Origin of the sequence: Rhizobium sp. 62_C5_N11_2 (assembly GCF_051811185.1) — a bacterium.
Taxonomy (GTDB): Bacteria; Pseudomonadota; Alphaproteobacteria; order Rhizobiales; family Rhizobiaceae; genus Rhizobium; species Rhizobium leguminosarum.
On sequence record NZ_JBPWPW010000001.1, the window covers coordinates 3,680,626 to 3,693,074 of the forward strand.

Sequence of the window (12,449 nt, forward strand, 5' to 3'; positions counted from 1 at the left end):
TAGAGCCTATCCTGCAGCCTCCCAGACATCGGCTGACGGGGGAACTTTGGTGCCGGGCCCCTCTGGCGAGAGTTTTTACGGCGCTCTCGTGATGTCGGTACCGCCTGCAGCTTAGCCGGCGGATTTTTCATCGATGAACAAGCTCACCATGCCTGACCCGCATGCCCGTTATGGCATGTCGCGTTTTTCCAATATATCACCCCTCTTCAATGCGATTTGCGGCCGCGAGGTGCGGCCATGAACCAGTCCGTGACCCATAAATCTTCGCTCAGCTATTTCCGCTGGGCTTTCATCGTTACTGCCCTCGGCCTCGTTCTCGGCGCCGTGCTCGGCTGGCAGACGACGGGCACCATCGGCGGCATGGCAACCGTCTTCTTCATCTGCACGGTGCTTGCAGTGCTGGAGATATCGCTTTCCTTCGACAATGCCATCGTCAACGCCAACAAGCTGAAGGAGATGACGCCGGTCTGGCAGAAGCGCTTCCTCACCTGGGGCATCATCATCGCCGTCTTCGGCATGCGCATCGTCTTCCCGCTGGCGATCGTCGCGATCGCGGCACAGATCGGCCCCTGGGATGCTCTGGTGCTTGCCGCCCGCGAGCCGGCCGAATATGCCCGCATCATGAACGACGCGCATCTGCCGATCGCAGCCTTCGGCGGCACCTTCCTGATGATGGTCGGGCTCAACTACTTCTTCAATCACGAGAAGCAGGTGCACTGGATTGGCGGTCTTGAAAAGATGATGGCACGTTCCGCCACCATCAAGGGTATTGAGATCGCCTTCGTGTTGGCGCTGATGCTGGTTTTCTCCTGGCTGATCGGCGGCGAGGAAGCCACCGTCTTCGTCCATTGCGCCATCTACGGCCTGCTTACCTTCCTCGCGGTCGAGGTGGTCGGCGGGCTGCTCGATGCCTCGCAGCAGACGATGAGTGCTGCCGCCAAGGGCGGCCTCGGCGCCTTCATCTATCTGGAGGTGCTGGACGCCAGCTTCTCCTTCGATGGCGTCATCGGCGCCTTCGCGCTGACGCAGAACCTCTTCGTCATCGCCATCGGCCTTGGCATCGGCGCCATGTACGTGCGCTCGATGACGATCATGCTGGTGGAGAAGGGAACGCTTGCCGAATACCGCTATCTCGAACATGGCGCCTTCTACGCCATCCTGATCCTCTCGGTGATCATGTATGCGCAGACGATGGTGCACATCCCCGAAGTCATCACCGGCCTCGGCGGCGCGGCGCTGATCGGCCTGTCCCTCTGGTCATCCATCCGCCACAACAGGCGCGAAAAGGTCGAGGGTCACGTCGCCCGGCAGGAGGAACTTCACGCCTGACAATGCAAGCCGCTGGGCGGCACCCATAGGGATAAAAATAAAGCCCGCGACCATCCGGTTGCGGGCTAATTCATTCATGCATGGCTTGCAGGTGTTAGCGGGAGACCTGACCGAAGGAGGCTGGGTCGATACCGAGCTCCCTGAGGTCGCCGGCACGCGGGCGACGGCCTGCTTCAACGGCGGCGCTGACCGCGTTTGCAGCACCAAGGACGGCGAATGCGCGGCCAAAGAAACCCGTACGGATTGAATTGCGGAGTGCGGACATTGTCCTTTTCCTTTTGCTCTATGATTGACCACTCATAGATGGCATCGCGCACAGACCTCCACAATGCTCAGAAAATCACCTCAGCCATGCAAAAAACAGCAGGCCGGCACATGTCTCCATAGCCGGCCTCGAGGGAGGGGGTGGGTCGTCTTTTTCTTCTTAGAGCGCCGTGCGTCCTTTCGGACGCACAAAGGACGATCTCATTTTGAAATCTGCGCATCGTGCTTTCCGAAAATCGATTCCGATTTCGGGCCGATGCGCTAGTCTTCGTTTGCCGCCAGTTGCGACAGCACCTGGCCCCTGCCACGCAGCCGCAGAATCAGCGGGATGAGGAAGGCGGCGGCTGCAACGATGAGCAGACCCGCCGCGATCGGCGACATCACCAGCGTCGTCACATCGCCCTGGCTGATCGCCAGCGCCCGGCGCAGCTGCTGTTCGGCAAGCGGCCCGAGGATCAGGCCGACGACGGTAGGCGCGATCGGATAGCCGAAGAGCCGCATCACATAGCCGAGCAGGCCAAAAGTGAGCAGCATGCCGAGCTCGAACACGGATGGATTGGCGCCGATTGTCCCAAGCGTCGCAAACAGCAGGATGCCGGCATAGAGCCACGGCTTTGGAATGGTCAGCAACCGCACCCAGAGCCCGATCATCGGCAGGTTCAGCACCAAAAGCATCGCATTGGCGATGAGCAGGCTGGCGATCAGTCCCCAGACGAGCTGCGGATTGGTGGCAAACAGCAGCGGCCCCGGCTGCAAGCCGTATTGCTGGAAGCCGGCGAGCATGATCGCCGCCGTCGCCGTCGTCGGCAGGCCGAGTGTCAGAAGCGGCACCAGCGTGCCGGCGGCCGAGGCGTTGTTCGCCGCCTCGGGACCGGCCACGCCTTCGATTGCGCCATGGCCGAACTCTTCCGGGTTTTTCGCCAGCCGCTTTTCGGTCGCATAGGAGAGGAACGTGCCGATTTCGGCGCCGCCCGCCGGCATCGCGCCGATCGGGAAACCGATCAGCGTGCCGCGCAGCCAGGGCTTCCACGAACGCGCCCAGTCCTCAGCGGTCATCCAGAGCGAACCCTTGACCGCCTCGACCTTCTCCGCGATCCGGTTGCCCTGCGCGGCGATATAAAGCGTCTCGCCGATCGCAAACATCGCCACGGCAAGCGTCGTCACCTCGACACCGTCGAGCAGGTCCGGGATGCCGAAGGAAAGTCGCGCCTGCCCTGTCTGCTGGTCGATGCCGACCATGGCGAGCGCAAAGCCGATGAACAGCGAGGTCAGGCCCCGCAAGGCGGAGTCGCCGAAGGCCGAGGAGACGGTGACGAAGGCAAGCACCATCAGTGCGAAATATTCGCGCGGCCCGAAGACCAGCGCCAGCTTGACGATATAGGGAGCGATGAAGGCAAGCCCGAGCGTCGCAATCAGGCCGGCGACGAAGGAGCCGATCGCCGCCGTCGCCAGCGCCGGTCCGCCGCGCCCGGCGCGCGCCATCTTGTTGCCCTCGAGCGCGGTGACGATCGAGGCGCTTTCACCCGGCGTGTTGAGCAGGATCGAGGTCGTCGAACCGCCATACATGCCGCCGTAATAGATGCCGGCGAACATGATCAGCGAGCCGCCGGGATCGAGTTTGTAGGTGACGGGCAACAGCAGCGCCACGGTGAGTGCCGGGCCGATGCCGGGAAGCACGCCGACGGCGGTGCCGAGCGTCACGCCGACCAGCGCATAAACCAGGTTCATCGGCTGCATCGCAACCAGGATACCCTGCCATAGGAATTCGAATGTGCTCATCTTGGTGTCCCAAGCGGCGTTCCCGACCGTCCGATTTCGGGGTCAGGCGCCGCGCAAAATCAAAAGAGCTGACAGCGCGTCCGCGCGGTCAGAAGAACAGATGTTCGAGCGGGCCGGCCGGCAGCGTCAATTGCAGCAGCTGCGAGAAGATCGCCCAGACGACGAAGCTAAGGACGATGCCCAGCGGCAGCGAGATCCAGAGCTTACGCTTGCCGAAGCCGCGTGCCGTCAGCGCGAAGAGGATGCCGGTCGCGATCGAGAAGCCGGCGGCGCGCAAAAGCAGCATCTGGCCGGCAAGACCGGCGACGATCCAGATGACGGGCGCCACTTCCTGCCGGTCACGTTCGGGAAAATCGCCGCGCCAGGCTTCGAAGGCAGTCCAGATCCCGAGACAGAAGAGGCCGAACGCCACCACTTGAGGTACTGTTGCCGGACCGATGCGGTCGTATTGCGCAATCGTTTTCAGATGCAAGGCATCCCAGGCTATCACGCCGGCGACGACGAAGAGGAAAACGGCAATGATGAACGCCGCCCAATCAGGGCGACGCTCGGTTGCCGAGGAGGTGTTATCCTCGCTCATTGAACAAGTCCGATATCTTTGAGAATGCCTTCAGTGGCCGAGACATCCTTCTCGAGCTGCGCCTTGAAGGCATCGCCGGAGAGATAGGTGTCGGCCCAGCCCTTGGTCTTCAGGGTTTCCTGCCAGGTTGCGGAGCTGTGCAGCTTCTCGAAATCGGCAGTGACGCTTGCCACCTGCTCGGCCGACAGGCCGGGGGCTGCGGCGACCATGCGCCAGTTCTGGATGGTGACGTCGGTGCCGGCTTCCTTCAGCGTCGGGGCATCGACGCCGTCGATACGCTTATCGCTGGATACGGCGAGAAGACGGAGCGTGCCCGACTTCACCTGCGATTCGAACTCGCTATAGCTCGACACGCCGGCCGTGACCTGGCCACCGAGAATGGCGGCGAGGGCTTCACCGCCGCCGGAGAAGGCGACATAGTTGATCTTGGTCGGATCGACGCCGGAAGCCTTGGCGATCAAGCCGACGGTGATGTGGTCGGTGCCGCCGGCAGAACCGCCACCCCAGGAAACCGCACCCGGATCCTTCTTCAGCGCCGCGACCAGATCGGCCATCGTCTTGATCTCGGACGCGGCAGGAACAACGACGGCCTCATACTCGCCGGTCAGACGGGCAATCGGCGTGACATCCTTGAGCGTCACCGGCGACTTGTTGGTAAGGATCGCGCCGACCATGACATAGCCGCCGACGATCAGCGAATTCGGGTTGCCGGCAGCCTGGCTACTGAACTGCGCAAGGCCGATGGTGCCGCCGGCGCCGGGGACGTTCTGGACCTGCACGTTGCCGGAGATCTTCTCCTGCTGCAGCGCGGTTTGCAGCGAACGAGCCGTCTGGTCCCAGCCGCCGCCCGGAGCGGCCGGCGCGATGATGGTGTAATCGGCCGCATAGGCCGGCAGCGCGATAGTCGCGGCAAGAAGAGTTGCGATGAACGTATGCTTCACGATGTGTCCTCCGTGGCGGCTGAGCAGACCGCCTGTTGTTCTCTGGGAATCGGGAGGAATGGGCCGGCCAGCGGACGCAAGGGTCCTGAATGACGAGCGGAATACCTCCCAAGGCTTCAGCTCTCCGCCTCCACGGAGAAGAAGTAGCCAAAGCGACCACAACAAGCTGTCATTTAGCTGACATCGGCGAGATATCCAGAAGGACAGGACACTTTTTTGCCGTAATTGGCGGACGGCGGTCTCATTCCGGTTCTTCGCTGCCGCATGGCCAGCACCACTGGCCGCCGCGAAGCATGGCCGCGAGCCTTTCTGATAAGAGCTACGGGCGCAGCGACCCAAAGCTCTCTAAGGAGGGCCAGCCCGCCGAAAGCTGACGCCTTCACTGCATCCGTAGAACCTCGTTCCAATGCGCGATCAGCCGTGCTCGCTTCACCTGATCGAGATAGACCATCAGCCCGGGACTGACCGGCACCGGCCGAAGTTGGGCGCCGAGCAGTTCCTGCAGCGTGTTGGCGGTATTCTCCCCCGCGACCTCCGGGCTCACGGCCGGAATCTGCAGTTCGCGCGCCAGGATCGTCTGCCCTTCCCTCGACATGAAGAAGGTGAGATAGCGCCGCCCGAGCTCCGGCTCGGCGGCCGCCTGCGGCACCAGCCCGATCCGCGACATCACCACGGTATAATCCTTCGGCAGCACGATGCCGACGTCGGGATTCCGCGAGGCCCAGTCGGCCGCATAGGAACCGAGAATATTGTAGCCGAGCACGAAGCGCCCGTCGGCAACGCGTTCGAGAATCGCCGAACTCGTTGAATAAAGCTTGACGCCGGCAGCCCCCATCGCCCCGATCACTGACCAGATGTCGCCGAACTGTTCCTGGTCGCGCGCCATGAAAAGAAAGCCGACGCCGGAGCGCTCGATATCGTAGGTGCCGATCCGCCCATAGACCTCGTTGCCCTTGCGCTTCAGATAATCGACGAATTCAGCCCGCGAGCTCGGCACCGGCTCGTGCGCAAAGCTCGGCTTGTGATAGACGAACACCGCCGGCTCGAAGGTGAGCGCATAGGCGGTGTTGCGCCAGTTCGCCCATTTCGGCCATGCAGCGCTCATCGGCAGGTTGCTGACCTGCGCATATCCGTCGTTGGAAAGCTTCACCTGCAGGTCCATCGCCGAGGAAAAGGCAAAATCCGCCGTCTTCTTGCCGGCATCCGTCTCCTTGACGATCCGGTCGTAGATGTCGCCAGTCAGCATGTCCTCGTATTTGACTGCGACATCGGGATTGGCCTCCAGGAAACCCCGGATCATCGGCTGCGCCAACGGCTCGTCGAGCGAGGAATAAACCGTCAGTACCGGCGCATCGGCATTGCCGGATTTTGCCGTATAGAACACCTGATCGGCCAGGGCAAAGCCCGGCCAGAGCGCCAGCAGCAAGATGAAAACTCTCCTCATGCAGCAACAATGCCCGAGCGCGCCGGGAGGAGCAAGGGCGCCGGCCAGACGGTGGCCTCGCTGCCTGTTTTGCGGGGTCAGAGATCGCGCTCGAAGAAGAGCAGGATCTGCTCGAGTTCCGGCGGGACCGGATAATAGGCATCCCGTTCGCGGAAGCCGAGGCGGCGATAGAGCCCCTGCGCTGCCGTCTGCAGAATGCCGGTATCGAGCCGCATCGACAGATAACCGTCGGCTTTTGCCCTTGCCATCGATGCCTCGCAGAGTGCCGCAGCGACACCGCGACCGCGTGCCGCCGCCGAGACGAAAAGCCTTTTCATCTCTGCAATGCCCGGCGCTTGCTCTTGATGCATGACGCAGCCAACAGGCTCTCCATCAAGCCGCGCCAGGAAGATTGCACCCTTCGGCCTTTCGTGAATCTGCGGCAGGCCGGCGAGCAACGCCTCGAATTTTTGCGGATTGTAATAGAGATCGACTACCGGCCGATGCTGGGGGTAGTTGTCATAGAGCCATTGCCGGAATGATCGGCAGAGATCCCGCACCGCGGCAACCTCCGTCGGGCTTTCCGCGAGTTCGATCGTCAACTCTCCCATCCGCCCAACCTCCCGATCCCCGCCCTTCTATCACGAACCTGTTGCGCAAGTGGAGATCGAAGGCCGGATTAGAGCAATTCCAGGCAAAGCGCGAAGCGGTTTTCCCAGGCAAAGCGCGAAGCGGTTTTGCCGGGAATTGCGTAAAAACAAAAGGCTGGAGCGGTTCTGCGCTTCCCTGAAAGCTGAACCGCTCTAGGTCGCGACCCACTCCATCAGCGCATTTTGCGCATGCAGCAGAAAGGCCTTGGCGGCGCGGCTTTGGCAGAGCGGATGCTCCATCGCTTCGGCCGTCACCTCCTCGCCGCGCCGAACCGGCGGGCATGGCAGGAAGATCGCATCCTCCCCCAGCCGATCGAGCAGATCGCTCCCGATCCGGTAGCTGGTAAGCGCGTCGCCAACAGCGTCACCCGGCCATGAATCGGTGATGACGATGTCGGCATCCAGCACCTCGCCCATATCGGTGCTCACGCGAAAACGTCTGTTGAACAGCGCGGCGTCACAGATGTGCCAGCGTTCGGGATAGACCTGCACCACCTCGATCGGCAATACGATCGACGCTTCGGCCCAGGAGCGGAGGATATTTGCGTCCGCCGCCACGCCAACGACCTTCAGCCCGTCGATCGAGCCGCGCCGGCTCTTGATATAGGCAAGGTCGCCGAGCGTCTCGCAGGGATGGTTGGAGCGTGTGCGCGCATTGATGACAGGCACCGGCGAGGCCGCCGCCACCGCCTTCAATGTCGCAAGCTCCTTCGTGCGGATCACCAGCATGTCGAACCAGTTGCCGAGATAACCCGAGAGATCGCCGGTTTCCTCCCTGGTATTGAAGGCGATCGGCACTTGCACGCAGATACCACCCATCGCCTGGATGCCGAGATCGAAGGCGGTCGTATTGCGCCAGCCGCCGTCGTCGACAATCAGCGCGACGCGTTTTTCCGCAAGGCTCTGTGGCATCGCACGCTCATCCCAGGCTTCGGCGAGCTCGCCGGCGCGAGCGACAATCGATCGAAGCCCGGCCTCCGGAATATCATGAAACTCCAGAAAATTCCGGGCCGAACCTGTCATCTAAAATCTCCGTCAGGCATGAAACGTCGCCACAATACCCTTCGCTGGCCTCACGGCAATCGCCGAAGCAACCGCGAATCACATTGCATACCGCGTTGGATACCTCGCGATTCGTCGTCCAAGCCATGCCCCTGGGTCCGGCTCAAGCCTTAATCGATCCGCGATAGGTTTAATGATGCCGATCCCGGAAGCATCGACCAAAGCAGAACACTCCCGCTTTCTCCGATTAGAATCCCCTTTTCATCACAAAGGATTAGAGGCTGGCTCCATCCTTCACCCATTTAGAGTATTGATGAAGATCGACGACGTTATATGGTCGCGCTGCCGTATTAAAAACGTCGAAACCGCCCGAATTTCTTATTCGGGGGACGACTCTACGCGACAAAAACTCTATAAAAAGCTAGACTAATCTGGGAAGATCCATGGGAGGGGTCATGGAACGACGACTGAGCGCTATTCTCGCTGCGGATGTCGTCGGCTACAGCCGACTGATGGGCATCGATGAATCCGGCACGTTGCAGGCGCTGAACCGCCATCGCTGCGAGCTGGTCGATATTCGTATTTCAGACTACAAGGGCCGGATCGTCAAACTCACCGGCGACGGCATTCTTGCCGAATTCCAGAGCGTGGTGAACGCGGTCGCCTGCGCCGCCGAAATCCAGCGCAGCATGGCCGCCCGCAACGAGAACGTGCCCAAGGACGAGCGCGTCGAATTCCGCATCGGCATCAATCTCGGCGACGTCGTGGTTGAGAACGGCGACATATTCGGAGATGGCGTCAATCTCGCCGCCAGGCTTGAACGTATCGCAGCGCCGGGCGGCATCGCCGTGTCGGCCTCGGTGCGCGATCAGGTCGGCTCACGCCTCAATCTCGGCTTCGAATTCATCGGCGAACATATGCTGAAGAACATCAGGCAGCCCGTTCAGGTCTATACCGTCAGCTTGGCGCCGCCCACCTCCGCCAGATTGGTGGCGCAGAACCGCAATACCTGCTTCATCGCGGTACTGCCCTTCACCAATATGAGCGGTGATGCAGATCAGGATTACTTCTCCGACGGCATTACCGAAGACATCATCACCGATCTCTCCAAGATCTCCAGCCTGCACGTCGTGCCGCGCAATACCATCTTCACCTACAAGGGCATATCGGTGAAGGTGAAGCGGCTCGCCCAGGAGCTTGGCGTGCGCTACGTGCTCGAGGGAAGCGTCCGCATCTCCGGCAATCGTGTGCGCATTTCCGGCCAGCTGATCGACACCGCCAATGGCGACCATCTCTGGGCCGAGCGTTACGACCGCGACATGACCGACATCTTCGCCATCCAGGACGAGATCACCCATGCGATCGTCGGCCAGTTGAAGGTGCGTCTGTTGCCGGAAGAGAAGAAGGCGATCGCGACGGAGCCGACCGCCAATGTCGAGGCCTACACCTATTATCTCAGGGGCCGCCAGCTCTCCCACACCTGGACCAAATCCTATCTCCAGCTCGCAAGGCGCATGTTCTGCAAGGCGGTCGAGCTCGACCCGGATTATGCTCGCGCCTATGCCGGCATTGCCGATTGCGACGCGGCGATCCGCGATTGGGCTCCTGATGACGTGCCGCTGCGGCGCATCCTCGACATGAGCGCTCGTGCCCTGGCGCTTGATCCCGACCTCCCCGAGGCCCATGCCTCGCACGGCCTGGCCCTACATCAGAGCGGTTATGATGATAGGGCGGCGGCGGCCTTCGAACGTGCCCTGGCGCTCGACCCGAACCTCTTCGAGGCGAATTTCCACTATGCCCGGTTCTTCTTCATGCGGGGTAACTTTGCTGAATCCGTTCAATATTTCACCCGCGCTGCCGAAATCCGTCCGGATGACTATGTCTCACCGATCCATCTGATGTCCGCCTACCGCTCGCTCGGCCGTATGGTGGACACGGAAAACTGGGCAAGCCTCGGCCTGCTGCGCGCCGAACGCGCCCTGAACCTCAATCCGGAAAATTCCGGCCCGGCCCATCGCGGCGCGCTGGCGCTTGCCCATCTCGGCGACGCGGCGAGGGCACGCGACTGGGCTGCCCGCGCGATCGCCATCGATCCCGATGACATCGTCGCGCAGTATAATCTCGCCTGCGTCTATTCCGTCCTCGGCGATGTCGACCAGTCGATCGACCTTCTTGAGAGGCTGCTGCCGAACAGCTCCGTCTACCATATCAAATGGTTCAACAATGATTCCGACCTCGACAACATCCGCGACGATCCCCGCTTCCGGAAACTCCTCGCCGCCGCGATGACACAGCGCGAGCGGATCGAAAGAACCGGGAGCTGAAATCGAGGCTTTCCCGGCCGTTCACCGAATCTTCAAAATCGCTGTGACATCGCTCCGCCACCTCTGTAATCTCCTTTGAAAAACAGGGGAAACATCCGTGCGCATCCTGCTCACCGAAGACAATATCGCGCTGGCCGACGGCCTGTCGGCGATCTTGCGCGGCACGGGTCATGCCGTCGATGTCGTCCATGATGGGGCGTCTGCCAATGCGGTCATCGCCGCGGAAAATTTCGATCTGGTGATCCTCGACCTCAACCTGCCCGAGATGGACGGGCTCGACGTGCTGCGCGCCATGCGCGCCCGGCAGAACCAGGCGGCCGTTCTCATCCTGACCGCGCGCGGCACGCCGGAAGAACGGGTGAAGGGCCTCGATCTCGGCGCCGACGACTATCTGATCAAGCCCTTCGACATCGCTGAATTCGAGGCCCGTGTGCGCGTGTTGCTGCGCCGCCAGGCCGGGCTGCGCTCGGCGACGGTCAGCTTCGGCGGCATCTCCTTCGATCTCAATTCCCGCACCTTTTCATCGGGCGCCACGCCCCTCGATATTCCCGCTCGCGAGCTCGGCCTGCTCGAAATCCTCTTCATGCGGGCCGGCAAGGTCGTCGCCAAAGAGGCGATCATTCAATCGCTGACCGCCTTCGACGACGACATTTCCGCAAACGCCATCGAGCAATATGTCAGCCGCCTGCGAAAGCGCCTCTCGCCGCACGGCCTGACCGTCAAGACCGCCCGAGGCATCGGCTATTATCTCGACAAGCTGCCCGAGGCCTCATGAAAGCCGCCTATTCCCTCAGGCGCCGGCTGCTTTTCTGGCTGCTCGTCTCGACAGCCGTCATCGGCACGCTGGCGCTCGCCGATACCTATCGCGAGGCGGTCCAGACCTCGAACATCGTCTCCGACCGCGTGCTCGCCGGCTCAGCGCTAGCGATCGCCGAGCGGGTCGTCGTCGCCGAAGACGGCACGCTGCAGGTCGATATCCCCTATGTCGCGCTTGAAATGCTGACCTCGGCCGCGCAGGATCGCGTCTTCTACCGCGTCGACGGCCCGCCGGGCCAATTCATCACCGGCTACCAGTCCCTGCCGGTGCTGGACAAGACGCCAGGCGGTGTGGCCGCTTTCGCCGACGACACGTTCCGCGGCGAGCCGATCCGCGTCGCCACCCTCGAGCGCTCCGCCTCGACGGGCATCCGCTCCGTGCCCTTCGCCGTAACGGTCGCCGAAACCACCATCGGCCGCCGGCAACTGGCGCAGGCGATCCTCGTCCGCTCCGCACTCCGCCTCGCCTTCATGATCGCCGGCGCGGCCGTCATCGTCTGGATCTCGGTCACGGTGGCTCTGCGCCCGCTCTACAAGCTCGGCGACGCCATCGGCGAACGCAGCCCCGATGACCTGCATCCGATTAAGCAGACCGTGCCGAGCGAGGTCGAACCACTGGTCGATACGGTAAATTCCTTCATGGTCCGCCTGCAATCGGCGCTCGATGCGCTGCGCCATTTCACCGGCAATGCCAGCCATCAGTTGCGCACGCCGCTGGCGATCATCCGCACCCAGCTTGCCCTTTCCGCCCGCGCCGGCTCGCTTGATGAGGCCCAGGCGGCGGCACTGAAGGGCGACCAGGCGGTTGCACATGCCGAACGCATCCTCGCCCAGCTTCTCCTGATGGCCAAGATCGACGCCGCCACCGCCAAGGAGGCACTGACCGCCTCCGCCATCGATCTTGCCGCCATCGCTCAGGAAATCACCGGCGAGCAAATCCCGACGGCCGCCGTCGCCGGCATCGATCTCGGCTTCGAGGGCGAAAGCCCGGCGATGGTCCGCGCCGAGCCGCTGCTGATCGGCGAAATGCTGCGCAACCTTGCCGGCAATGCCATCGCCTATGCCGGCAAGGGAGCTGAGGTCACCGTCCGTATTATCGCCGCGTCAGAGACGATCCGCCTCGAAGTCGAGGACAATGGCCCCGGTATTCCCCGCGAGAAGCTGGAGGCGGTGCGCCGGCGTTTTTCGCGCGGCAATGAGTCCGGTGCGCCCGGTGCCGGCCTCGGCCTGCCGATCGTCGAAGAAATCGCCAATCTTTTCAACGCCGACCTGACACTGGAACCGGGCGCAGATGGCAAAGGCCTGAAAGCGGCCGTCACCTTTGCCAAGGCGGCGTAAGAG

Annotated in this window: 10 protein-coding genes and 1 pseudogene; 4 read left to right on the forward strand and 7 right to left on the reverse strand. The window is 62.3% G+C overall.

The genetic code is table 11. The annotated features are described in order from the left end of the window. The first annotated feature begins 237 nt into the window (after window positions 1-237). The gene (locus AB8B31_RS18275; RefSeq protein ID WP_018243552.1) at window positions 238-1,329 is read left to right on the forward strand and encodes a DUF475 domain-containing protein; all 1,092 of its coding nucleotides are present in this window, start codon (window positions 238-240) and stop codon (window positions 1,327-1,329) included. 94 nt (window positions 1,330-1,423) lie between these two features. Here the strand turns inward: AB8B31_RS18275 and AB8B31_RS18280 are convergent, their stop codons facing one another. From AB8B31_RS18280 to AB8B31_RS18310, 7 genes and pseudogenes are all read right to left on the reverse strand, one after another. Next, window positions 1,424-1,594 carry a hypothetical protein gene (locus AB8B31_RS18280; RefSeq protein WP_018243553.1) on the reverse strand — a complete coding sequence of 57 codons (171 nt, stop codon included), beginning with the start codon at window positions 1,592-1,594 and terminating at the stop codon, window positions 1,424-1,426. A 260-nt stretch (window positions 1,595-1,854) separates the two neighbouring features. Then, on the reverse strand, window positions 1,855-3,372 hold the full coding sequence (locus tag AB8B31_RS18285; protein ID WP_018243554.1) for a tripartite tricarboxylate transporter permease: 1,518 nt from the start codon (window positions 3,370-3,372) through the stop codon (window positions 1,855-1,857). A gap of 88 nt (window positions 3,373-3,460) precedes the next feature. Continuing rightward, a complete protein-coding gene (locus AB8B31_RS18290; RefSeq protein ID WP_018243555.1) occupies window positions 3,461-3,952 on the reverse strand; it encodes a tripartite tricarboxylate transporter TctB family protein in 492 nt (163 codons plus the stop codon). Continuing rightward, entirely contained in the window at window positions 3,949-4,893 is a 945-nt protein-coding gene (locus AB8B31_RS18295) for a Bug family tripartite tricarboxylate transporter substrate binding protein (protein ID WP_018243556.1), read from the reverse strand. The genes AB8B31_RS18290 and AB8B31_RS18295 overlap by 4 nt, the downstream gene beginning before the upstream one ends. Before the next feature lie 379 nt (window positions 4,894-5,272). After that, window positions 5,273-6,319: an ABC transporter substrate-binding protein gene (locus AB8B31_RS18300; RefSeq protein ID WP_018243557.1), complete on the reverse strand. Its 1,047-nt coding sequence runs from the start codon at window positions 6,317-6,319 to the stop codon at window positions 5,273-5,275. 95 nt (window positions 6,320-6,414) lie between these two features. After that, window positions 6,415-6,936, reverse strand: a pseudogene (locus tag AB8B31_RS18305) (GNAT family N-acetyltransferase); the annotation flags it as partial. A 183-nt stretch (window positions 6,937-7,119) separates the two neighbouring features. Then, entirely contained in the window at window positions 7,120-7,989 is an 870-nt protein-coding gene (locus AB8B31_RS18310) for an ornithine carbamoyltransferase (RefSeq protein ID WP_026188527.1), read from the reverse strand. Between the two features lie 434 nt (window positions 7,990-8,423). Here AB8B31_RS18310 and AB8B31_RS18315 point away from each other — a divergent pair, with 434 nt between their 5' ends. The 3 genes from AB8B31_RS18315 (at window position 8,424) to AB8B31_RS18325 (ending at window position 12,446) form a co-directional block, all read left to right on the forward strand. Beyond that, a complete protein-coding gene (locus AB8B31_RS18315; RefSeq protein ID WP_018243560.1) occupies window positions 8,424-10,292 on the forward strand; it encodes an adenylate/guanylate cyclase domain-containing protein in 1,869 nt (622 codons plus the stop codon). Window positions 10,293-10,389: 97 nt separating this feature from the next. Next, on the forward strand, window positions 10,390-11,067 hold the full coding sequence (locus tag AB8B31_RS18320; RefSeq protein WP_017967883.1) for a response regulator: 678 nt from the start codon (window positions 10,390-10,392) through the stop codon (window positions 11,065-11,067). Further along, window positions 11,064-12,446, forward strand: coding sequence for a sensor histidine kinase (locus AB8B31_RS18325; RefSeq protein WP_018243561.1), 1,383 nt, complete (start codon window positions 11,064-11,066; stop codon window positions 12,444-12,446). The genes AB8B31_RS18320 and AB8B31_RS18325 overlap by 4 nt, the downstream gene beginning before the upstream one ends. Window positions 12,447-12,449: the final 3 nt, after the last annotated feature.